Below are 22,695 nucleotides of genomic sequence, written 5' to 3'. Positions count from 1 at the left end.
ACCCTTGGCGCAACTACTTCGAACCGATTGTGAGTGTCATGTCCAAACGAACCCTTCGCATCGCAACCCGCAGCAGCGCACTCGCGCTCTGGCAAGCAGAATTCATCAAGGCGGAACTGGAACGCCTGAACAGCAACGTGGCTGTGGAACTGGTCAAGATCAAAACCCAGGGCGACAAGATCCTGGATGTGCCGCTGGCAAAGATTGGCGGCAAGGGCCTGTTCGTTAAGGAACTCGAAGAAGCCATGCTGGATGGCCGTGCGGATCTGGCGGTGCACTCCATGAAGGACGTACCAATGCACTTCCCGGACGGGCTCGGCCTGGTGGCCATCTGTGAACGGGAGGACCCCACCGACGCCTTTGTCAGCAATCACTACGACAACGTCGACGCCCTGCCGGAGGGCGCTGTGGTCGGCACCGCCAGCCTGCGGCGGGAAGCCCAGCTCCGGGCCTATCGCCCGGATCTGAAAATCCACGTGCTGCGTGGCAACGTCAATACGCGCCTGGCCAAACTGGATGCGGGCAACTTTGACGCCATTGTTCTCGCCAGTTCCGGCCTGAAGCGACTGGGGTTCCATGACCGTATTCGCTACGCAATGCCGGACACCGTCTCCCTGCCCGCCGTGGGCCAGGGCGCCCTCGGCATCGAATGCCGGCTGGATGACACCGAATTGCGGGACATGCTGGCCGACCTGAACCATGTCGATACCTGGGACCGGGTCACCGCTGAACGAGCACTGAATCGCCGGCTCGAAGGCGGCTGTCAGGTGCCTATCGCCGCGTATGCGCTGCTGGAAGATGACGATACGCTCTGGCTACGGGGACTGGTGGGCTCCGTTGACGGCAGTCAGATTTTCCGGGTCGAGGGTCGCGCGCCGCGCCAAGAGGGCGAGCGCCTGGGCAGGGAACTGGCGGAAGACCTGCTGGCGCTTGGCGCTGACAAGGTGCTCGCGGAAATTTATGGCCACACCCCACGCTGACACCACACCACCGCTGTCCGGCCGGCGCATCCTCATTTGCCGGCCCGAACCCGAAGCATCCCGCCTGGCCGGATGCTTCCGGGCCGCCGGTGCCGATACCCGCACTTTCCCCCTGATTGAGCGCCAGCGACTGCCGGAGACTCCGGAGCGGCGCACACTGATCCTGAATCTGGACCAGTTCACCCATATCATCGTTGTCAGCCCTTACGCTGCACGACTGCTGCTGGACGTTCTGGACACCTGGTGGCCCCAGCTCCCAGCCGGCATCCGCTGGTATGCGGTCGGCTCAGGCACCGCATCGGTACTCACCGATCACGGCATCAGCACCCGAAAGCCCGCCGCGGGCTGGACCAGCGAAGCGCTGCTGGCACTGCCCTCTCTGGCACAACTGTCCGGGGAGCGAGTACTGTTGGCTCGCGGCGAGGACGGTCGCGAACTGATCCGGCACACCCTGGAGCAGCGGGGCGCTCAGGTAACGCCTCTGGCCCTGTACCGGCGACGCGCACCTGACTACACCGGGCAAGAGATTCAGAGTGCCATCAATGACTTCGAACCCGATGCCATCGTTGCGCTATCTGGCGAAACCTTGAACAATCTCATCGCACTATGCGGAAATAGCAGCCATAATCTACACGATAGGTTATTGATTGTGCCCGCCGCCCGCGTTGCCGAACAGGCCCGAGCAGCAGGGTTCGTAAACCCGTGTATACCAGGAAGCCTTGCCGATACTGACATCGTGGCCTGTGTTGCAGAGCAACTTCGCGGCCGGGACGGTGGCTTCGGATCAGCCAAGTAAGGACGCCCGTGACTGAGACAACAGAAGAAGCAAAAGAACAGCTGCCTGCCCCGATTGCCAAAGAAAAACCCGCACGCCCGCGCATCTGGCCGGTGTGGCTGATAGCGCTGCTGGCCCTGGCCGCGGCGATTGCGCTCGGGCTGTGGAACTGGCAACAGTGGAACAACAACCAAGCCTTGATTCAGGCCGTCGCTGACCTGAAAACCGACACCTCGCAATTGGCTGACCGCCTGGGTGACGGCCGCAGTCAACAAAGCCAGCGCCTGCAAAGCCTAGAAAGCAAGCTGAGCGAGCAGCGGGAACTGATCGCCACCCAGCAGCGCCAGATCGACCACAACGCCCGCGAGCTATTGGAATCCGGTAATCGGACCCGAACCGATTGGCTGCTGGCCGAAGCCGAGTACCTGCTGCGTATCGCCAATCAGCGCCTGATCATCGAAAAAGATATCAAGGGCGCCCTTTCGGCGCTGCAATCGGCGGATGAAGTGCTGAAAGAGTCCGACGACATCGGGGTCTACCCGGTACGCCAGCAAATCGCCAAGGAAATCCTCAGCCTCAAGAGCATCAGTGGCGTGGATCGCACGGGACTCTACCTGACCCTGGAAGCCGCCATTGACAGTGTCCACCAGCTGACCGATCAGGCGCTGATCAACAGCGAGGCGCCAGACTTTACCATTGAGGACACCGACGACCCGGCGTCAGAAGGCACCGAGGAACCCGATGCCCTTGACCTGGCGTGGACTGACTTCAAGGAAACCATGATGCAGGTGGTTGTCGTCCGCCGCATGGACGAACCGGTCAAGCCTCTGCTGTCGCCGGACCAGAGCGCCTACGCCCGCCTCAACCTGCAGCTGATGCTCGAGGAAGCGGAGATGGCGGTGCTCAGGGGCAACCAGACGCTGTACGAGCGAGCGCTGACCAAAGCCACCGACACCATCGACAACTGGTATGACGACAGCCATCCCCGCGTCAGCGCGCTGGCCGACACCCTGAAAGAACTGGCGGGCAAGGACGTTGACCCGGACCTGCCGGACATCAGCCAGTCCCTGTCGCTGCTCAAGCAACGTCTGGCAGGCCGCCTGGCCCCCAAGGAAGACTCCAACCGGAGTTCCGGAGGCAGTAACGGAGGCGGCAATTCATGATTCGCGTGTTACTCATCGTCTTGGTAGCCCTGCTGATTGGTACCGGTCTGGCACTGGGCCTGCAGTATGACCTCGGCTACATCCGGGTCAGTTTTGGCAACTACCTGGTAGAAACCAATTTCTGGGTCGGGCTGGGCCTGCTGGTGGTGATCACCCTGCTCATTCAGCTGGCGATTAGCCTGCTGCGTCGCATGCGCCGCAGCGGTGGCGCGGTCAAGAGCTGGCTGTCCCGTGGCAACAAGCGGCGGGCTCGCCGGCGCACCACCAGCGGTCTGTTGGCACTGGCCGAAGGCAATTGGCCACGCGCACGGAAGCTGCTCACCACATCGGCAAGCAACGCTGACACGCCACTGATCAACTACCTTGCAGCAGCCCAGGCGTCATTCGAGTGTGGCGATTATGATGGCGTTGAGGACCTGCTCCGCCAGGCCTTCGAGAGCACTCCGGGCTCTGACATGGCGGTCGGTATCACGCAGGCCCAGCTGCAACTGGCCGGTAACCGACTCGAACAGGCCCTGGCCACGTTGATCAGGCTGAGAAAGCAGTCTCCCCATCACCCATTCGTACTGAAGCTGCTGAAGAACACCTACCTGAAGCTGGAAGACTGGCGAGAACTGGCAAAACTCCTGCCGGAACTGAAAAAACACGATGTCTTGCCCGAAAGCGAATTCCATGAGCTCCAGCGCCAGGTATGGCACAACCTGTTGGAGAGCGCTGCGGAGGACTGCCTCAGGCGCCGGCAGGAAGACCCTGAGGCCTCACTGGAACCGTTAACCCGACTCTGGGATGAGCTGCCCGGCTACCTTCGCCGCGATGAATACACCATCCGGGACTACGCCCGCCTGCTCGCCAGCCTTGGCGACGAAGCCCAGACCGAAACCTTGCTGCGCAAGGTCCTGCGTAATCACTGGAGTGACGAGCTGATCAACCTGTATGGCCGCATCGAGGGGCAGCATCCAGACGAGCAACTGATCATGGCCGAGCAGTGGCTGAAAGACCGCCCGAACAACCCCGAGCTATTGCTGGCACTGGGGCGCCTGAGCCTTCGCAATGAGCTCTGGGGTAAAGCGCGGGAATACTTTGAAACCAGCCTTCGCCTGCGCCGGAGCCGGGAAACACTGGCCGAGCTGAGCCGGTTGAACGCGCACATGGGCGAGGAAGAAATCAGCATCAAGCTGATGATGCAGGGACTGGCAAAAGACAACAGCCTGCCCGAACTGCCGATGCCGAAGGCCTGAAGTAACGGGCCGGAACTGCTATCCGGCCCATTCAGTCATCGGTTGCGGGGTGCATACTCCAGCACATCCGAGAAAAACGCGTCTTGCGGCAAGCCAGCCTCCACCAACGCATCCATCAGGGTGTACACCATGGTTGGTGAGCCGCTGGCGTGCACTTCCACATTTGCCCAGTCACTGCCCGCTGCGAGAACAGCCCGCACCAACTGGTCGTGGTGGCCGCTCCAGTCATTGTCCTCGTCGTCACCGACCACCGGGAGAAAGGTAAACGTCGAAGAATCGGCTTCCCACTGCTGCGCCATGGACCGCAGGTACATGTCTTCGTGCCGGCGCACCCCCCAGAAGAACTTGATGGGCTGGTCGTAAGTGGTTCCCGCCAGGTAGTCCATCAGGCTCTTCATCTGGGCAAAGCCCGTGCCCGCAGCCACCAGAAACAACGGTTTCGTGGGCGCTGCTGCCAGACAGGCCCTGCCATACGGCAGTTCGAGCGTCACTTCCGCACCGGGCGACAGGGCGTCGATGACTTTCTGGGCAGAGCCCCAGTCCGGTGATGCCTGGATGTGCAGCTCCAGATTCTTGGCTTCGGGGCTACTGGCAATGGAAAAAAAGCTTGGCCCCTGGTCCGGGAGACTCACGGACAGATACTGCCCCGCGTGAAAGGTCAGCTCTCGTCGTCTGGGAAGTTCAAGTTCCACCCGATACACATCGTGATTGATGGATCGAACATCGACGACTTTTGCCTGAAATTTGCGCGGCTGAATAGCTCCGGCTGCCATAACAGCGTTTATCTCCAAAGTTAGGTTTTCGAGCGCCCGACTGCGACACAGCATCAAGCGTTCGCCAACCTGTATTGTGTGTTGGTTACGGGTGTTCAGGGCCTGGCCGGCCAGCAGCCTGGCCTCGCAGATTTCACACACCCCATTACGACAGGCCGCGGGAACCGCCACACCGGCCTCGGCGGCGGCACTGAGAAGGTCATCCTGCGGGCCAGCCTGAACGACAAGCCCGGAGGGTTCAAGAACGACATGATACACCCTGCTGCCCTATCAGTCGGGGCGTTGGCCCGAAGTTTCAAGGCCAAGCTGATCCCAGAGTTCGTCCACCCGCTGGCGAACTTCATCGGTCATGGTGATGGGCGAGCCCCACTCACGGTCGGTTTCACCCGGCCACTTGTTGGTTGCATCCAACCCCATCTTCGACCCGAGTCCGGCAACGGGCGAGGCGAAATCCAGATAATCTATCGGGGTGCTTTCCACCAGAGTGGTATCCCTGGCCGGGTCCATGCGGGTGGTGATTGCCCAGATCACGTCTTTCCAGTCCCGGGCGTTCACATCGTCATCGGTCACGATCACAAACTTGGTGTACATGAACTGCCGCAGGAACGACCATACCCCCATCATCACCCGTTTGGCATGGCCCGGGTACTGTTTCTTCATCGTCACCACCGCGAGACGGTAGGAGCAGCCCTCCGGCGGAAGATAGAAATCAACGATCTCCGGGAATTGCTTCTGCAGAATGGGGATAAACACTTCGTTCAGGGCCAGCCCCAGAATAGCGGGTTCATCGGGCGGGCGGCCAGTGTAGGTACTGTGATAGATCGGGTCCCTACGATGGGTGATTCGCTCCACCGTGAACACCGGGAACTGTTCCACTTCGTTGTAATAGCCGGTGTGATCCCCGAACGGGCCTTCCGGGGCCATGTCGTCCGGGTAGATAAAGCCTTCCAGCACAATCTCGGCACTGGCCGGCACCTGTAAATCACTCAGGCCACAATTCACCAGCTCGGTCCGGCTACCTCGCAGCAAGCCGGCAAAGGCATATTCCGACAGCGTGTCTGGCACCGGGGTGACGGCGCCCAGTATGGTGGCCGGGTCCGCACCGAGCGCGACGGCAACCGGGTAAGGCTCGCCCGGATGCATTTTCTGAAATTCCTGAAAATCCAGTGCCCCGCCGCGGTGGCTGAGCCAGCGCATGATCAACCGGTTCCGGCCAATCACCTGCTGGCGGTAAATGCCGAGATTCTGACGTTCTTTGTGGGGCCCGCGGGTAATGACCAGCGGCCAGGTCACCAGTGGTCCGGCATCCCCTGGCCAGCAGGTTTGTACCGGAATCTGGTACAGATCCACCCGATCCTTCTCGATCACCACCTCCTGGCAGGGCGCCGACCGGAGTACCTTCGGGCTCATCCGCATGACCTGCCGGAACACCGGTAGTTTCTCAATCGCATCCTTGAAGCCCTTGGGGGGATCCGGCTCCTTGAGAAACGCCAGCAGCTTGCCTATGTCCCGCAAGGCAGTGACATTGTCCTGCCCCATACCCAAGGCCACCCGTCGAGGAGTGCCAAACAGGTTGGCCAACACGGGCATGTCATAACCTTTCGGATTTTCAAACAGCAATGCCGGACCCTCGGCCCGCAAAACGCGGTCGCAGATTTCCGTCATTTCCAGATGGGGATCAACTTCAACAGAGATGCGCTTCAATTCGCCCAGCGTTTCCAGCTGATCAATGAAGTCTCTCAGATCGTTGTATTTCATCGTTTGCTCCGAAGGTTTCGGGCTAGTTTACGGGATAAAGGGCCGATCGGATGTTTAGGCCCGGGCGCCAGGTCAGAATAGGTGGGGAACGCACAGGCACCTGGGGAAACCGGGCCCGAATGGCCTATCTCCAACGACCTCTTGCCGGGAATGGAAAAACCCGGACTACAGGGATGTAGCCCGGGCTTACTCGGGATAAGACATCCCGGCGCTGCCGGCCTCTGACCGCCGGCGCGCCAGCGCCTATCCGCAGGCCGGCTTAACGACGCTTCATCGATTGGAAGAATTCGTCGTTGGTCTTGGTGTCTTTGAGTTTGTCCAGCAGGAACTCGATGGCCGCAGTGTCATCTTCCATGGAGTGCAGGAGCTTGCGCAGGATCCAGATACGCTGGATATCGGCTTCGCTCATCAGCAGATCCTCCCGGCGGGTGCCGGAACTGCGGATATTCATAGCCGGGTAGGTCCGCTTCTCGGCGATCTTACGGTCCAGGTGGACCTCCATGTTACCGGTACCCTTGAACTCTTCGTAGATCACTTCGTCCATCTTGGAACCGGTGTTTACGAGTGCCGTGGCCAGAATAGTCAGGCTTCCGCCTTCTTCCACGTTACGGGCTGCACCGAAGAAACGCTTGGGCTTCTCGAGCGCATGGGCATCCACACCCCCGGTCAGCACCTTGCCGGATGACGGGATGACGGTGTTGTAGGCACGGGCCAGACGGGTGATGGAGTCCAGCAGGATGACCACGTCTTTCTTGTGTTCGACCAGACGCTTGGCCTTCTCGATCACCATTTCAGCCACCTGCACGTGACGCGCCGGAGGTTCATCGAAGGTGGAGGCAATTACTTCGCCGCGCACAGTGCGCTGCATCTCGGTTACTTCCTCCGGGCGCTCGTCGATCAGCAGTACCATCACGTAACATTCGGGATTGTTCCGGGTGATCGACTGGGCGATTCCCTGCATCAGCAGGGTCTTACCGGCCTTGGGCGGAGAGACGATCAGGCCACGCTGGCCTTTACCGATCGGTGCCACCAGATCCAGAACCCGTGACGAGAGGTCTTCGGTACTGCCATTACCCGCCTCAAGCAACAGCCGCTCCTGGGGAAACAGCGGTGTAAGGTTCTCAAACAGAATCTTGTTGCGTGCGTTGTCCGGCTTGTCGAAGTTAATCTCGTTAACTTTCAGCAGCGCGAAGTATCGCTCGCCGTCCTTCGGCGGCCGGATTTTGCCGGCAATGGTGTCACCGGTACGCAGGTTAAAACGACGAATCTGGCTCGGGGACACGTAGATGTCGTCGGGTCCCGCCAGGTAGGAAGCGTCGGCGGAGCGAAGGAAACCAAAACCGTCCTGCAGAATCTCCAGCACGCCGTCCCCGTAAATATCCTCCCCGCTTTTGGCGTGCTTCTTCAGGATCGTAAAAATGACATCCTGCTTGCGCGAACGGGCAAGGTTATCGAGGCCCATCTCTTGCGCAATTTCGAGCAATTCGGGCATGGATTTCTGCTTGAGTTCAGTAAGATTCATAGTTTTGTTGGATTTTCAGGAATGGAATTAAACGAATAATGGAATGACAGGGCTGACCCCTGATCAGTTTGGTCAAAGCTTGTCGTCGTTGAACGTGATGCTGGCCAGGTGGAGCAACCGGTTGTAGATGGAATCCGGTGTGTATGGGACTGGAGCCGGGATGGGAAACAACCGTTTGCCGAGCAGGTTTGATATTCGGCCACTTCGGCGGCACATGTCAAGTGCACTGGCCAAATTAACATCAAATTCATGCTGCTGGCACCGGCAGGGTTTTGATTGCCACTGACGCCCCTCTTTGGTCGGTCTTCCCATAACCCGATTTCACACCGATACTGTCAGAAAAACGATTACATTCTTCGGAGTTCCAACCATGAGCAGTGACATCACCAGTGAACTCATTCCACTGAACATCGCCCTTCTGACGGTGTCGGATTCCCGCGGCCCGGACCAGGACACCTCCGGCCAGTTCCTGGAGGACCAGATCCTGGCGGCGGGCCATCAACTACTGGCACGACGCCTGCTGCCCGACGACGTGTATCTGGTACGAGCGTTGATAGCCAAATGGATTGCCGACCCGGCCATTCACGGAATCATCATCACCGGGGGCACCGGTTTCAATGAGCGCGACTCCACCCCCGAGGCGGTTGCACCGCTACTGGACAAAACCATTGAGGGCTTCGGTGAAGAATTCCGCAGACTGTCCGCCTCCGAAATTGCTTCGTCGACCATTCAGTCCCGCGCCTTTGGCGGCCTGGCCAACCACACGGTTGTATTCTGTCTGCCCGGGTCCACCGGGGCCTGCCGTACCGGATGGGAGCACATTCTCAAACCCCAGCTGGACAGCCGCCACACGCCCTGCAACTTTGCCGCGCTGGCACTGAGAAAACCCGAGCGTGCTTTTGATCGACTGAACGACATCATCGGGCAACACGCCTCCCGATAGCGCTGTTTCGGACCAAACCAAGGAGCTTGAACGCATGGCCGCCCCCCAACTGACGCCGCTCGAAGCGGCCATCGATCACCTGCTAGCCATGGCCGGTGAGGTGATGGCTACCGAGACGGTCAACCTGACCGAATCACTGCACCGGGTTCTGGCCGAAGACCAGCTGGTGCCCGCCGATGTACCGCCGGCGGACAACAGCTCCGTGGATGGTTATGCGGTGCGCGTCGAAGACGTGCGACCAGGCCAGCCACTCCCGGTTTCCGACCGGATTCCCGCAGGCCAGGCACCGAGACAGCTGGCACCGGGCAGCGCGGTTCGAATATTTACCGGCTCGGAGATTCCGCCCGGAGCCAACGCGGTGGTGATGCAAGAACGTGTCGACATCTCCGATGACGGCATCACCATTCATGCTGACGTCAGCGAAGGTCAGAACATCCGCCGGCGCGGACAGGACCTCAGCAAAGGCAGCCATGCCTTGCTCAAAGGCACCCTGATCCGCCCCCAGGAGATGGGCCTTCTGGCCTCCATTGGATTGGCGCAGGTGCCGGTCAAGCGCAAGCTCAACGTAGCCATACTCACCACAGGTGACGAACTCGTCGATCCGGGCACACCTCTGGCACCGGGCCAGATCTATAACACCAACCGCTATACCCTGCTCGGTCTGCTGGAGCAGGCCGGCTGCGCGGTAACACTGTGCGAGTCACTGGCCGACGATCGCGCCACCACGGCCGACACCCTGCTCCGGGCAGCCGGCCAGGCAGATCTGATCATCACCAGTGGCGGCGTATCGGTGGGCGAGGAAGACCATGTACGGGCGGTTCTGGAGCAATCCTCCACCCTGTCCCTGTGGCGCCTGGCGATCAAACCCGGAAAACCGCTGGCCTTCGGCCACGTCGACAACACCCCGGTTCTGGGTCTGCCGGGCAACCCGGCGTCGGTTCTGGTGACCTTCCTGATGGTGGCCATGCCGTTTATCCGCAAGTGCCAGGGACGCCCCGGGCTAGAGCCAGCAGGAGAAGCACTTCCAGCGGAGTTTTCCGTGCACGAAACTTCCGTTCGGCGCGAGTTTGTCCGGGTCCGCAGGGTACACCGGTCAAACCAGTGCTGGCTTGAGACCTACCCGAACCAAAGTTCCGGCATGCTCAGTTCCGCCTGCTGGGCCGACGGCCTGGCCGTGGTGCCCGAAAACACTCGGGTCAGTCCCGGAGATCTGCTAACGTATTATTCATTCAACGAGCTGTTGGCCTGAACATGACTAATGACACCATCACCATTCGTTTTTTTGCCCGCCTGCGGGAAGAGCTCGACACTGAGCAACTGACCTTTCCGGCCGCCCCGGGGCTGACCGCCGGTGACATTCTGTCTGAACTGGCTCAGCGCTCTGGCCCCTGGGCCCAGCTCGACGGCGACCAGCCAGTGATGATTGCGATTAACCAGACCATGTCCAAAGCCACAGCGCCAGTGCAGCCCGGCGACGAAGTCGCCTTCTTCCCCCCGGTGACCGGAGGCTGAGATGATCTCAATCCAGAACGACGACTTTGATCCGGCTGCCGAGTATGCCGGCCTCAGGGACAGTGGCGCGGGCACTGGTGCTATCGCCACCTTTACCGGCCTGGTTCGGGATCATGGCGACAGGGAGGGCGTCGAGGGGCTCTACCTGGAGCACTATCCGGGCATGACAGAACAAGTCATTGCCGAATTGATCGAGGAGGCGTCCAGGCGCTGGGATGTGCGCAAGGCCCGGGTGATCCACCGGGTTGGTCGGCTGGCCCTGCAGGAGCAGATTGTGTTTGTCGGGATCTGCAGCGCGCATCGCAGTGATGCCTTTGCCGCCTGCGAGTACATCATGGATGCCCTGAAGACCTCCGCGCCGTTCTGGAAGAAAGAACTGAGCGAATCCGGTGAACACTGGGTGGAGCAAAAGGACACGGACTTGGCCCGGACCGACTCCTGGGACGACTGATCGGGTGGGCGGCGCTGGAAGAACACTGCGTGTATTGTGTTTTGAAAGCCACCGCCGCCCGAAGCCAAACGGTCTCATTCCGTAAGCTGCACACCCGACCCTCCAAGCTCTGCGGGCAAATCGGCAAATTTCGGTAACTCATCAAGAACCGACAGTACCTTTTCGCCATAGTGGACATGCAATTCGGGCTTGAAGACAAGCTCCGGGAGCATTGCCGAGAAAACGTCAATCAAGCCCATCTCCGGATGATAAGTCATCAGGTGCCCACCACAGTTTCTGCAAAACCGTCGATGACTGTTTTCAGTTTTTCGGTACTCACCGACCTGGTCTTCACCTCCTGTGATAGCAATGTCTTTGGTATCCCAAAGGGTAAATCCGTTCAACGGGGATGCTGACCACGAACGGCAGCTTTCACAGTGACAATATCCCATTTCTTTGGGTGCTCCCGTGACCTCAAATTTTACCGCCCCACAAAAACATTGGCCCCGATAGGTTGAACTGGCCATGATTTTCTCCTCATCTTCATGTGATCAGAAAAGCCTGCGACACTTCACCCTGATCTACTGCGAGAAATCGACAGGCTCATTGGTAAAGGCCACTGGCTTCATTTCCTCTCGATTAACTGACAGCTTGAAAACATCGGGACGGGAATAGTGACCACTTACGTCGAACTTTCGACGTGACGCCCGGGCCTCATTAACCTCAATTTCGGCTACCAGCAGACCTTTCTGCTGATGCATGGGGCCCGCAAGGATTCCGCCAAATGGCCTGTAAACGACTGCGTCGCCCGGATTGACCCATTCCTCCTTGTTGGGAAACAGTTCGTCATAGTGGGGAATATCAGCGGGGATATCGGATGCCTCCAACGCCGTGGCACAGCCGATCACCCAACAACCGCCTTCTCGGGCAATGTGCTGCATGGTGGCCAGCCAGGTATCACCGCTGTCCCAGGTGGGGGCAACATAGATGTCAATGTTCTGGGCATAGAGTGCTGCGCGCGCCATAGGCATATAGTTCTCCCAGCAAATAAGCGCGCCCACACGGCCCACGGCGGTATCGACCACATTCAAACCTGAGCCGTCGCCAAATCCCCAGACCATTCGTTCCGGATTAGTCGGCATCAGTTTTCGGTGGTTGTTCGCGATCCGCCCATCGGCATCAATAATGATGCAGGAGTTGAACAGTGTTGAGCCCGAGACTGCGCCATCAAGCTCGTGGTAGCCGGCGACAATAACCATGCCGCTCTCGCGGGCGGCGACCTGCAGCGGCGCGAAACCGTTTTTGCTCAGATCGACGGCATTGGCCTGCAGTCGGGCAAACAGGTCGTCCGTTTTGCCCATACCCGCACCAGGAGGCAGACGCCAGACGAACGTTGGGTAGCCGGGAAACCACGCCTCCGGAAAAACCAGCATATGGACGCCATCCTTGGCAGCCTTTTCGACCAGTTCCACGGCCCGGTCCATGGTGGCAGAGAGGTTCAGATAGACCGGAGGCTCCTGAACGATGGCGATCTTGATCATGAGAAAACTCCTTGTTCCAGATTGGACTCGGTTGCCCGAGCCTCGATAGCGGTGACACCGCGATTTTTTGTCGCTTGCCACGGCTGTGGGGTTGCTAACCTGTTAGTTAAGAAATTTAGTCGAGCTGTCGTCATGCGAGCCTCCGAATTCCCGGCTTGGATGCCGAAGTAAGCAGGTTGACCATGACAGCATCGCGGACGATCGTTTGAACCAGCGTTTGAAGGAGGCGGGGACTTGCAAAAAGTCAGGGCAGATTCGGGCCCAACGCCACTGCGCGCTGAGCTTTTTGGACAAATCCATGTGTCATTCAACGGCAGGAAAATAGACCTTCCAGCCTCCAAGAAGACCCGAGGATTGCTCGGCTATTTGCTGGCCAGGCCGGTCCCGCGAACCCGCAGCGAGCTGTGCGATTTGCTCTGGGAAGACGCCGAGGACCCTCGCGGGGCATTGCGCTGGTCGCTCAGCAAATTACGCACCACCCTCGGACCGACAATCATTGTCGCGAACAGGAACACGGTGGAACTGAACACCAACGGAATCTCGGTAGACGTTGCCATGATCGACGCGGCCTCCGGAGACATCAAAAGCCATACGACCGAAGAGCTCACTAGCCTCGAGGCACTATTTCGGGGCGAGTTTCTGAACGACCTGGAGCTGTCGGACTGCTATGGCTTCTACGAATGGTGCCAGTCGGAGCGGTCCAAATATGGCAGGGTTCACACCCACATTCTGGAAACACTGGTCGACCGCAACCGCACTCATCCGGGAGCGGCGCTGGAATACGCGCACAGGCTTGTCGGGAGGAATCCGTTTGACGAATCCGCCCACATTCGGGTCGTAGAATTGCTGCTGTCGCTCGGGCGGCAGGAAGAAGCTGCCGCGCAGGTCGCCCAATGCCGGAAGATATTTCAGCTTGAGCTGGGGGTCGAGCCCTCACCGGCGCTTGATATGGCCGGCCAGGCACTGCTAACGACGACGAAACAGCGAATACCGGAAGGTGAGCGACAGGAGTCGAGCAAGCTCTCAAGCGAACCGCTTCCGGCGCCAAAGAAATTCATTGGCCGAGCGACCCAAATTCGGCTCATCCGGAGTGCCTTTTCCGGTCACGGTCCTGCCCTGGCCCTGATCGTGGGAACGCCCGGGATCGGCAAATCCGCCCTGCTTTCAGAAATTGCAAAAGGCTACGGACTCCGCCACCTCTCGGCGTGCGCCATTGAGGTCGAGCGTTCACGCCCGTTTGGTGTCTGGATTGATGCCCTCCGAAACCTCCCCCCTGGGGCGTCCGCAACGAAAGCGCAGGACACGCTGCGTGACAGACTCCTTTCCGGCAAGGACAAGCCAGAAGCTCTGACGGAACAGTGGGTGTTTGACAGTTTCCGACAGCTGATGACCGAACTCGCACAAGAAGGCCCGGTCTTGATAGCCCTGGATGACGTGCAATGGATAGAACCGTCCTCCTGCGCCTTGCTGAGCTATCTGATTCGGCACTTCGACGATGGCCGGATACATGTCTGTCTCGCCGCTCGGGCCGGAGAAGTCGACGATAATGACGCCGTTCAAACCCTGATATCAGGGCTCGGCAATAACCTGCATAGAATAACCCTCACCGGGCTGACAGGAATCGAAGCCAGCGCACTGGCACAGCAACTGGCCCCGGCAGACAAGGTGCCCGACATTGTTGCCAAGGCACAGGGCAATCCGTTTTATCTGATCGAGCTTGCCCGAGCGGACCGGCGCGGTCCTGCCGAAGCCACGTTACGGGAAACGCTGGCAACTCGTATCGAGCGGATGTCCCAGCCCGCCGCTAACATAGCCTCTTGGGCCTCAATATTCGGGCGCAGCATCCCGGCTGACACGGTCATCTCGGCCTCTGGCATGGACCTGACATCTGCTTTGGAGGCTATTGAGGAGCTGGAAAGACACGGAGTCATTGAATCGCTTGAGACCGGGTCCATCGAGTTCACCCATGATCTGGTAAAGAATGCCGTCTATGAACGGATTTCAAACGCGAGACGGCGTCTTATGCATAGTCGCGTGGCGGAACTATTGGCATGGGAAATGGCCGAGGATCCGAGTCAGGCTGCTCGCGTGCTGCATCAGAGCACACTGTCCAACCAACATTTGCTTGCGGCCCGAGCGGCTGTCATTGCCGGACAGAACGCCTTGCGGTCGTTTGCCAATTCCGAGGCATCAGATCTGGCACGGAAGGGCCTGTTTCACGCCGAAAAACTGGGGATCGGCAGCGACCGGATCAGCCTTGCCATGTCCCTTCTGGGCATCCAGGTACTGGCGACATCGGGCATCGCAAGGAGCACCCCCTCCAGGCTCACCACCGAGATCCGGTCCTTGATTTCAAGAGCAAGCCAACAGGCTATGGCCGAAGAAGTCGCACAGGGTGAGTACCTCTTATCCGTGCTTTTTCAGGAGATGGGAGACCCTGAAGCCGCAGGTTTGGCCACGACACGCGCTGCCGATGCGGCAAGACAAATTGAGGCACAGAAAAAGATTCGCCAACTTGCCAATTCCGCCCGCTGCCTACTGGAACTTGGCAAAGACATTGCCAAGGCTGCTGATCTCAGCCGGGATGCCGATCTGTTAGCACGACAGGAGGGGGTAGCAGATGTCGAAGTGGCCTGGAGCTGTGGACTTCTGGCCTATTGGCAGGGGAACCTCGACGTGGCCGCAACGAATATCGAATGTGCGCTGGATCTGGCGCGAGACGTCGAAGACCACTGGCGCGAAAGCAAATGCCTGACATGGGCTGCAAAGATTGCGCTGGAGCAAAACCGTCTGGACGCCGCGATTGGGCATGCTACCGAGCTGGGCTCGCTCGCCGCCAAGATCGGTGAGGGCTCGATGGCCCCCCTGTCCTGCGCCTTCATCGCCATTGCGAAGCAAAACGCGAAAGGTCTCTCTGACGCCATCGAGGCCTTGAAAGGCGCCGACGACAAATCCCATCTAGCCTATATTCTGAACTTTGCCGCAGATCGACTTCAAAAAAGGGGTGACGCGTCCCGCGCCATCGATTTCGCGCGCATGGCCTACCGGTTTGCCGATGACGTCGGTAACAACAATGAGAAAGTATTTGCTCAGTCTCTGATTGCGCTATCCGAGAGTGAGATTGACAGCCCTGCAACACTGGAAGAGCTGGAGGAATGGTCCTCTTCCCCTGAACTCACTGCCCGTGTGCAACGGATGGCCGGGGCAGCTAGAAAACATCGCCGCCAACGGCGCCACGATGGAGGACAGTCGCCAAATGCCTAAATTCATTGTCGAACGCAGTTTTGAGCCGCCGCTGACACAAGAAGAGCTCAAGGCCACCGAAGAACGTATGCTGCCGTGCCTGGAGCTCTACGACGTTACCTGGCTCAGAAGCTACTGGAGCAAGGATCGCAAGAGAATGATCTGCGAGTATGAAGCACGGGATACCGAAGCGGTTCGCAACGTCCAGCGCGAAGCCGGCGCCAAGTTCGAGCGCGTCTGGACCGCAGATCTTCTCGAGTGACATTTCGCCGTTCCTCGGCCAAAAAGGAGCCGGTTGATCTGCTGCTCACAAAAAAACCGCCCGTGGAGCAACCCCAGGGGCGGTTTATTCTATCGATCAGCGATCAGAGATTGCTGTCGAGGAAAGCGGCCAGCTGTGACTTGGACAGGGCGCCAACCTTGGTGGCGTCGACATTGCCGTTCTTGAACAGCATCAGAGTCGGGATACCACGGATGTTGAACTTGGGCGGAGTCTGCTCGTTTTCGTCGATGTTGAGCTTGCAGACTTTCAGCTTGCCCGCATACTCGTCAGCGATTTCTTCCAGTACCGGAGCAATCATTTTGCACGGTCCGCACCACTCTGCCCAGTAGTCCACCAGAACCGGGACATCAGACTGCAGTACGTCCTGCTCAAAAGAAGCGTCGGTTACGTTTACGATATTTCCGCTCATTACAGTTTCCTGTTTGATACGCCCTGCATGCACGGTCTGCCGTGCAGCTCCGGACGTCATTGGCTTCACAGATAAAACTGCCTGACTTGGGGGCAGTTCATCACCGTATTGGATTGGCATACTTTACGCGATTGCTCTTGTGGATGTGAAGCCGTAGGTCCCCGTACCCTGTACTGACACTACTCAGGAATTTCGCTTATAGTTAGCGCTACGCTCCGGACGAAAAGGATTCAGACCAACGTGATGTCCGCTACCACCGCCGAAAACGCTGCCCCCGCATCGTCCTCCGACGTGCTGGCAGCCATCGACATGGGCTCCAACAGTTTTCACATGGTCGTTGCCCGCGTGGTTCACGGCGAAATCCGCACGCTGGAAAAAATGGGCGAAAAAGTGCAGCTTGGCGCCGGGCTGGACGAGCAGAACCGCCTGACCCCAGAAGCCCAGGAGCGAGGCCTGGCGTGTCTGAGCCGGTTTGCCCAGCGGCTCCAGGGCTTCTCCCCGGAGTCGGTCCAGATTGTCGGCACCAACGCGCTCCGGGTAGCGCGCAACGCCGATGAATTCATTGCCCGCGCGGAAGAAACCCTTGGCTTCCCCGTTGAAATTATTGCTGGCCGGGAAGAGGCTCGACTCATCTACCTGGGGGTGTCCCATACCCTGTCCGATGATGCCGGCCGACGGCTGGTGATCGATATCGGCGGCGGCAGTACCGAATTTATTATCGGCAGACGCTTTGAACCCCAGCATCTTGAAAGCCTGCACATGGGCTGTGTGTCCTTCCGCAACCGGTATTTTCCGGACGGGAAAATTACCCGCAAGCAAATGGATAAGGCCGTCACCCACGCCAAGCAGGAACTCCTGAACATTCGCAGGCGGTACCGCTCCGCTGGCTGGAAAAGCGCCGTGGGGTCTTCCGGCTCAATCAAGGCCATCGCCAGCGCCCTTGCCACCCTGAAAATATCCGACGGCACCATCACCCGGGCCGGGATGGACGAACTGCGCCAGCGCCTGATCAACATGGGCAAAACCGAGAAACTGGGCGACATTGGTATCCGGGTCGATCGGCAGAGCATCTTTCCAGCCGGGTTTGCCATCCTGATGGCGGCGTTTGAATCGCTCGAGATTGAGGACATGGCGTTTGCCGATGGCGCCCTGAGGGAAGGTTTACTCTACGACATCCTCGGCAGAATCCAGCATGAAGACGTCCGTGAACGGACCATCTCCGCCCTGCAGGAACGCTATCATGTCGATCAGACACATGCCGAAGCGGTTGAGGAAACCGCGGTGTCGGCGTGGAACCAGGTCGCCAAGACGTGGGGGATCCAGACCCATGCCGACGAGGAAGTTCTGCGCTGGGCCTGCCGGCTGCACGAAATCGGCCTGACCATTTCCCACAGCCAGTACCACAAACACGGTGCCTATCTGCTGCGCTACTCCGACCTGCCCGGATTCACCCAGCAATTCCAGCGCGACCTGTCGATTCTGGTCAGGGGCCATCGGCGGAAGTTCTCCGCCACTATCTTCGAAGGCCTCGACGCCGATGATGAATACCGCCTGCGACTGCTGTGCATACTCGTTCGCCTGGCCAATATTATCCAACACCCGCGCAACATGGAGCCGCCACCGAGCTGGACACTGCACGCTCAACCGAATCGGCTGGTGATCGAGTTCGAGAAGGGCTGGCTGGACGATCGCCCGCTGACGCGGGCTGACCTTGAAAACGAACAGGAATACCTGGCCCGGCAGGATTTCACGCTGGAGATCTCAGAGGGCTGAGCGCCCTCACCCCGCCAGCTCTGCTTCCAGCGATTCGACCGTTTCACTGACCGCCAACCACTCGGCCTCGGCCTCTTCCAACCTTCCCCTGGCCTCGGCCTGCTGGCCCAGAAGCTCCTTGAGCCTGACCTTACCATCGACCTGATAGAGCAAAGGGTCCGCCAGTTCGGTTTCCAGCCCGCTTAACCGCGTTTGCAGCTTGTCCATATCTTTTTCCAACGAGGATAGCCGCTTACGGTACGGACTCAGCTTCTGGCGCAGCTCCGCCTGAGCCCGCTTGCGGGCTTTGCGATCCTCTGCGGATTCCCCCACTGCGGCCTCAGCCTGTCCCGCACCGGAAGGCTCTGTTGGCGCCTGGCCAGACCGGGGGGCTTCACCGTCGTCCTTTCGACGCTCCGCCAGCCAGCGTTCGTAGTCGTCCAGATCCCCGTCATAGGCCTTCACCCGGCCCTCGTTCACCAGCCAGAATTCATCCACGGTGTTGCGCAGCAGGTGACGATCGTGGGAGACCACCACTATGGCCCCGTCAAAGTTCTGCAGCGCCAGGGTGAGTGCCTGGCGCATCTCGAGATCCAGGTGGTTGGTTGGTTCATCGAGCAACAGCAGATTGGGCTTTTGCCAGGCGATCACAGCCAGCGCTACCCGTGCTTTTTCACCGCCTGAGAACGAGCGGATCGGGCTCAGTGCATCATCACCATGAAAATCAAAACCTCCCAGAAAATTACGAATGCTTTGCTCGGAGGCTTTCGGGCTCAGCCGCTGAAGATGCAGGAACGGGCTGGCATCAAGATCCAGCGATTCCAGTTGATGCTGGGCGAAATAGCCAATGGCGAGGTGCTCTCCGCACACCCGGTCACCGGCCAACAGAGTATTCTCCCCCCGCAAGGCATCCATCAGAGTGGATTTACCGGCTCCATTGGGCCCGAGCAAACCGATGCGGCTGCCGGGTAACAGCGTCAGATTGATGCCATCCAAAATGGCAACCGCTCCGTGCCCGGCCTGACCATTGCGGATTGTCAGCAAGGGATTGGATACTTTTTCTGCTACCGGAAATTCGAAACTGAAAGGCGAATCGATGTGGGCTGGCGCAATGCGCTCCATGCGTTCCAGCGCCTTCACCCGGCTCTGGGCCTGCTTGGCTTTGGTGGCCTTGGCCTTGAAGCGATCGATAAAACGCTGGATTTCAGCGATGCGGGCCTGCTGACGCTCATACCCTGCCTGCTGCTGCGCCAGGCGCTCACCCCGCTGGCCCTCAAATGCGGAATAGTTGCCGGTATACACTTCCAGTTTCTGTTGATCGAAGTGCACCACATGGCTGGCCACGCGATCCATAAAATCCCGGTCGTGGGAAATGAACAACAAGGTGCCGCTGTAGCGGCGAAGCCAGTTTTCCAGCCACAAACAGGCATCCAGGTCGAGGTGGTTGGTGGGTTCATCCAGCAACAGCAAATCCGAAGGCCGCATCAGAGCCTGGGCCAGGTTCAGCCGGATGCGCCAGCCACCGGAAAAGGAAGAGACCGGGCGGTCCGCGTCTGAATCGGCGAAACCAAGTCCGCGCAGCAGCGCCTCGGCGCGGCGCGGAGCAGACCAGGCTTCATGCACGTCCAGCTCACCGTGAATACGGGCCTGCGCGTGATCGTCCCCCCGGGCCTCGGCGTCGGCCAGGTCGAGTTCAAGGCGCCGCAACTCAAAATCGCCATCCAGGACATAATCCCGTGCGCTGCGATCAGACGCTTCCACTTCCTGGGCCATGTGGGCGATGCGACAGCCTCCCGGCAGGGACACCTGCCCCTGCTCCGGTGCTAACTGGCCCAGCAGTAACTGAAACAAACTGGATTTGCCTGCGCCGTTGGCACCCACAATTGCCACGCGCTGCCCGGGCTGGACGGTAAGGTTGACTGACTGTAGCAACCAAACGCCGCCCCGTTGTAAACTGAGATCGGTTATCGTAAGCATGAGTCCATTTTATCAACGTAACGGTGTCTGGGAAGGCTCTGAACCATGGAGATTGGGTCGGACAACCATGAGCTGGCAAAGACAACACCTCTGATGCTGCCCAATCAGTTGGAACCCGATAACCCTCTCTGGCGTTTTGCCCTGAGCTTCTGGCAACAAACCGGCGTTCAGGACAATTGCCTGGCGCTGCAGGAGCAAGGCTGGAGTGTCACGAGAATCCTTTGCGCCGGCTGGCTTGCAGTGCACGGCCATCGCTATTCGGGCGACGAGGATGATACGCTAAAAGCGTGGAGAAAGCGTGTGACCGCTGCACTGCGCAGCGTCAGGCAGGCTTTGCCCAAGCATCACGATGCATGCCAGTCACTCAGGCCCGATGTTGCCAGCCTTGAACTGAATGCGGAACGTATAGAACTGGCACTGGCTTGGCAAACTTTGATGATTAACAACTCTGAAACGTGCGACATGCACGGACGTCACGCGCTGATTCAGAGGAATCTTGAGGCTGCGGCTCCGGTAACGGGATTGTCCCGGTGCACTAGACCCTATTTGAACTCACTGGCCAGGGCACTGGCCGAATTCTCCAAGGGAGAACCCTTGCCATGATAACGAAGTGGCTGTTGCGACTCTCGTTCCCGGCACTCGGGCTGCTGATGCTGCTGATTTTCTTTGGCCTTGAGGCCCCTGAGCAGGTCGCCGAACCCGTAGCCGAAGAAAAGCAAACCGACATCCCGGCGTTCGAAGGGCTGGTGCCTTCACCTATGCCCACCGAAGGGCCAGACATTATCTTCAAGTGGCGCGACACCAATGGCCACTGGCACTACGCCGATCAGCCTCCGAAGCAGGGCCCCTGGAACACCCTGGCCATTGAACGGGTGGATAACAACCATCTTGGCGGCTCACCTGACACCGACTGGCAGGCCCCCTACCAGGCCCCCTTCGCGATGGGCCCCACGCCGGGCAATAACGGCAGTTGAGAAAAAGGGTCCTTTTTCTTAACACATGTTCAGTGGCATCCACCGCCAGAACCCGTTACCTTCTGCGTTCATATTCACGATCCGGGGCACTCGCCCCTGCAACATGGCTAAAGGTGAAGTAATGAAAAAAACAATGCTAGCGCTGGCAATGGCAGGTCTCGTTGCTGGCTGTTCAGCCCCCCAGGAAACACCCGAAGAACCGAAGCTGGACTCCACCGATGAGAAGGTCAGCTACGGTATGGGCCTGGTGCTCGGCGAGCGCATGAAAAACGACCTTCCCGACCTGCAGATGGATCAGTTCCTGCAGGGTATTCAGCACGGCCACGCTGGCGATGAAGAAGCCCAGCGCATGAGCCGCGAAGAAATTCAGGAAGCGCTGATGGCCTACCAGCAGGATATGCAGGACAAGCAAGTCAAGCAGATGGAAGAGTTGGCCCAGAAGAATAAAGAGGCCGGCGAAGCCTTCCTGGCTGAAAATGCCAACCGTGAAGAAGTCACAACCACTGAATCCGGCCTGCAGTACGAAGTGCTGGAAGAAGGTGAAGGCGACAAGCCAACAGCCACCGATACCGTTCAGGTTCACTACACCGGCGAACTGCTGTCCGGCGAAGTCTTTGACAGCTCGCGCGAGCGGGGAGAACCGGTCACATTCGCACTGAACCAGGTTATCCCGGGCTGGACCGAAGGCCTGCAGCTGATGAGCAAAGGCGCGCGCTACAAGCTCTTCATTCCGGCTGAGCTGGCGTATGGCCCCGGCGGCAACATGGCAATCGGCCCGAACGAAACCCTGGTGTTTGACGTTGAACTGCTGGACGTGAATCCAGGCGCTGAAGAAAAAGCCGAAACCGAATAAGGTAACGGCATCAAAAAAGCCTCAGCCCGGTCACCGGTGCTGAGGCTTTTTTTGCCCTGCTGGCCCGGGTCAGACCGGAGCCTCTTTCCCCGCATGCACATTGTGCAAGTGCTCGATGAGGAAGTCTTCCATTTCGAAGCGACTTTCCAGAGCCTCTCCAAGCTTCGAGAGGTCGTCGATCATCGCCTTCATGCCCGCTTCTGTCGGTTCGCAATCGTCCAGCTTATCGTTGAAATTAAGTGCGATTTCGGTGGTCTGTTCGAGGCGAGGATAGACTTTCGCGGCCAGTTCGAGGCCGCCGTCGTTGAACTCTTTCGCTTCCTGAATCAGCTGCTCGTAGATCTCGAAATGCCCGGCGGAGACATAATCAACCAGCACTTCGCACATTCGCATCAGCTTGCGGTGCAGGATTTCCGGCTCGGCTCCTTCCGTCTCTCCGGATAAATCACAGTACATCACCAGTAATTCCTGACGCTCCTTGAGCCAGCGATCGATCAAATCGCTGACGCCTCCCCAACGTTCCCTGGCATTCCGGCAGTTTTCCAACATGACCCCTGGTCTCCATTCGC

At 59.0% G+C, this 22,695-nt stretch carries 22 protein-coding genes; 14 read left to right on the top strand and 8 right to left on the bottom strand.

Annotated features, from left to right (window positions below; genetic code table 11):
• Positions 1 to 38 precede the first annotated feature (38 nt).
• Genes hemC through LPB19_RS05550 form a run of 4 tightly spaced genes read left to right on the top strand, consistent with a single transcriptional unit; the run spans position 39 to position 4,156 of the window.
• On the top strand, positions 39 to 980 hold the full coding sequence (gene hemC / locus LPB19_RS05565) for a hydroxymethylbilane synthase (protein ID WP_206645110.1): 942 nt from the start codon (positions 39 to 41) through the stop codon (positions 978 to 980).
• On the top strand, positions 961 to 1,776 hold the full coding sequence (locus LPB19_RS05560) for a uroporphyrinogen-III synthase (RefSeq protein ID WP_206645109.1): 816 nt from the start codon (positions 961 to 963) through the stop codon (positions 1,774 to 1,776). Before hemC ends, LPB19_RS05560 begins: the two co-directional genes overlap by 20 nt.
• Before the next feature lie 8 nt (positions 1,777 to 1,784).
• Positions 1,785 to 2,918 carry a uroporphyrinogen-III C-methyltransferase gene (locus LPB19_RS05555; RefSeq protein WP_206645108.1) on the top strand — a complete coding sequence of 378 codons (1,134 nt, stop codon included), beginning with the start codon at positions 1,785 to 1,787 and terminating at the stop codon, positions 2,916 to 2,918.
• Positions 2,915 to 4,156, top strand: a complete 1,242-nt coding sequence (locus LPB19_RS05550; protein WP_206645107.1) for a heme biosynthesis HemY N-terminal domain-containing protein — start codon at positions 2,915 to 2,917, stop codon at positions 4,154 to 4,156. The genes LPB19_RS05555 and LPB19_RS05550 overlap by 4 nt, the downstream gene beginning before the upstream one ends.
• A gap of 35 nt (positions 4,157 to 4,191) precedes the next feature.
• Here the strand turns inward: LPB19_RS05550 and LPB19_RS05545 are convergent, their stop codons facing one another.
• The 3 genes from LPB19_RS05545 to rho all read right to left on the bottom strand — a co-directional run bounded on the left by LPB19_RS05545 (position 4,192) and on the right by rho (position 8,209).
• Complete coding sequence (locus tag LPB19_RS05545) at positions 4,192 to 5,187, bottom strand: 2Fe-2S iron-sulfur cluster-binding protein (protein WP_206645106.1); 996 nt, start codon at positions 5,185 to 5,187, stop codon at positions 4,192 to 4,194.
• Between the two features lie 12 nt (positions 5,188 to 5,199).
• Positions 5,200 to 6,687, bottom strand: a complete 1,488-nt coding sequence (ubiD, locus tag LPB19_RS05540) for a 4-hydroxy-3-polyprenylbenzoate decarboxylase (protein ID WP_206645105.1) — start codon at positions 6,685 to 6,687, stop codon at positions 5,200 to 5,202.
• Positions 6,688 to 6,946: 259 nt separating this feature from the next.
• Positions 6,947 to 8,209, bottom strand: a complete 1,263-nt coding sequence (gene rho, locus LPB19_RS05535) for a transcription termination factor Rho (protein WP_206645104.1) — start codon at positions 8,207 to 8,209, stop codon at positions 6,947 to 6,949.
• 370 nt (positions 8,210 to 8,579) lie between these two features.
• On the opposite strand from rho, the gene moaB reads away from it, so the two are divergent.
• From moaB to LPB19_RS05515, 4 genes are read left to right on the top strand one after another with little or no spacing between them, the layout of a single operon-like run.
• Positions 8,580 to 9,152, top strand: a complete 573-nt coding sequence (gene moaB / locus LPB19_RS05530; protein WP_206645103.1) for a molybdenum cofactor biosynthesis protein B — start codon at positions 8,580 to 8,582, stop codon at positions 9,150 to 9,152.
• A 34-nt stretch (positions 9,153 to 9,186) separates the two neighbouring features.
• On the top strand, positions 9,187 to 10,401 hold the full coding sequence (locus LPB19_RS05525; RefSeq protein WP_206645102.1) for a molybdopterin molybdotransferase MoeA: 1,215 nt from the start codon (positions 9,187 to 9,189) through the stop codon (positions 10,399 to 10,401).
• Positions 10,402 to 10,403: 2 nt separating this feature from the next.
• The gene (moaD, locus tag LPB19_RS05520) at positions 10,404 to 10,664 is read left to right on the top strand and encodes a molybdopterin converting factor subunit 1 (RefSeq protein ID WP_206645101.1); all 261 of its coding nucleotides are present in this window, start codon (positions 10,404 to 10,406) and stop codon (positions 10,662 to 10,664) included.
• Between the two features lies 1 nt (position 10,665).
• Positions 10,666 to 11,115, top strand: a complete 450-nt coding sequence (locus LPB19_RS05515; RefSeq protein WP_206645100.1) for a molybdenum cofactor biosynthesis protein MoaE — start codon at positions 10,666 to 10,668, stop codon at positions 11,113 to 11,115.
• Positions 11,116 to 11,189: 74 nt separating this feature from the next.
• On the opposite strand, the gene LPB19_RS05510 is transcribed toward LPB19_RS05515, so the two are convergent.
• Both LPB19_RS05510 and LPB19_RS05505 read right to left on the bottom strand, forming a co-directional pair.
• Entirely contained in the window at positions 11,190 to 11,621 is a 432-nt protein-coding gene (locus LPB19_RS05510) for a GFA family protein (protein WP_228289223.1), read from the bottom strand.
• A 54-nt stretch (positions 11,622 to 11,675) separates the two neighbouring features.
• Positions 11,676 to 12,635: a carbon-nitrogen hydrolase family protein gene (locus tag LPB19_RS05505; protein ID WP_206645099.1), complete on the bottom strand. Its 960-nt coding sequence runs from the start codon at positions 12,633 to 12,635 to the stop codon at positions 11,676 to 11,678.
• A gap of 300 nt (positions 12,636 to 12,935) precedes the next feature.
• On the opposite strand from LPB19_RS05505, the gene LPB19_RS05500 reads away from it, so the two are divergent.
• Positions 12,936 to 15,899 (top strand): ATP-binding protein, encoded by a 2,964-nt coding sequence (locus LPB19_RS05500; protein WP_206645098.1) that lies wholly within the window; start codon positions 12,936 to 12,938, stop codon positions 15,897 to 15,899.
• Complete coding sequence (locus tag LPB19_RS05495) at positions 15,892 to 16,140, top strand: DUF4242 domain-containing protein (RefSeq protein ID WP_206645097.1); 249 nt, start codon at positions 15,892 to 15,894, stop codon at positions 16,138 to 16,140. The genes LPB19_RS05500 and LPB19_RS05495 overlap by 8 nt, the downstream gene beginning before the upstream one ends.
• A 103-nt stretch (positions 16,141 to 16,243) precedes the next feature.
• Here the strand turns inward: LPB19_RS05495 and trxA are convergent, their stop codons facing one another.
• Positions 16,244 to 16,570 (bottom strand): thioredoxin TrxA, encoded by a 327-nt coding sequence (gene trxA / locus LPB19_RS05490; protein WP_100639177.1) that lies wholly within the window; start codon positions 16,568 to 16,570, stop codon positions 16,244 to 16,246.
• Positions 16,571 to 16,813: 243 nt separating this feature from the next.
• On the opposite strand from trxA, the gene ppx reads away from it, so the two are divergent.
• Entirely contained in the window at positions 16,814 to 18,343 is a 1,530-nt protein-coding gene (gene ppx, locus LPB19_RS05485; protein ID WP_206645096.1) for an exopolyphosphatase, read from the top strand.
• A gap of 6 nt (positions 18,344 to 18,349) precedes the next feature.
• Here the strand turns inward: ppx and LPB19_RS05480 are convergent, their stop codons facing one another.
• The gene (locus LPB19_RS05480) at positions 18,350 to 20,299 is read right to left on the bottom strand and encodes an ATP-binding cassette domain-containing protein (RefSeq protein ID WP_206645095.1); all 1,950 of its coding nucleotides are present in this window, start codon (positions 20,297 to 20,299) and stop codon (positions 18,350 to 18,352) included.
• A 45-nt stretch (positions 20,300 to 20,344) separates the two neighbouring features.
• Between LPB19_RS05480 and LPB19_RS05475 the strand changes: the two genes are divergently transcribed.
• The 3 genes from LPB19_RS05475 to LPB19_RS05465 all read left to right on the top strand — a co-directional run bounded on the left by LPB19_RS05475 (position 20,345) and on the right by LPB19_RS05465 (position 22,126).
• Complete coding sequence (locus tag LPB19_RS05475; RefSeq protein WP_206645094.1) at positions 20,345 to 20,902, top strand: TIGR02444 family protein; 558 nt, start codon at positions 20,345 to 20,347, stop codon at positions 20,900 to 20,902.
• Positions 20,899 to 21,273, top strand: coding sequence for a DUF4124 domain-containing protein (locus LPB19_RS05470; protein ID WP_206645093.1), 375 nt, complete (start codon positions 20,899 to 20,901; stop codon positions 21,271 to 21,273). The genes LPB19_RS05475 and LPB19_RS05470 overlap by 4 nt, the downstream gene beginning before the upstream one ends.
• Positions 21,274 to 21,394: 121 nt before the next feature.
• On the top strand, positions 21,395 to 22,126 hold the full coding sequence (locus tag LPB19_RS05465) for an FKBP-type peptidyl-prolyl cis-trans isomerase (protein ID WP_206645092.1): 732 nt from the start codon (positions 21,395 to 21,397) through the stop codon (positions 22,124 to 22,126).
• Positions 22,127 to 22,195: 69 nt separating this feature from the next.
• Here LPB19_RS05465 and rsd read toward each other — a convergent pair whose 3' ends face one another.
• Complete coding sequence (gene rsd / locus LPB19_RS05460) at positions 22,196 to 22,675, bottom strand: sigma D regulator (RefSeq protein ID WP_206645091.1); 480 nt, start codon at positions 22,673 to 22,675, stop codon at positions 22,196 to 22,198.
• Between the last annotated feature and the right edge of the window lie 20 nt (positions 22,676 to 22,695).

The organism is Marinobacter salinisoli (assembly GCF_017301335.1).
GTDB lineage: Bacteria > Pseudomonadota > Gammaproteobacteria > Pseudomonadales > Oleiphilaceae > Marinobacter > Marinobacter salinisoli.
This window is presented reverse-complemented; position numbering and strand designations above follow the sequence as displayed.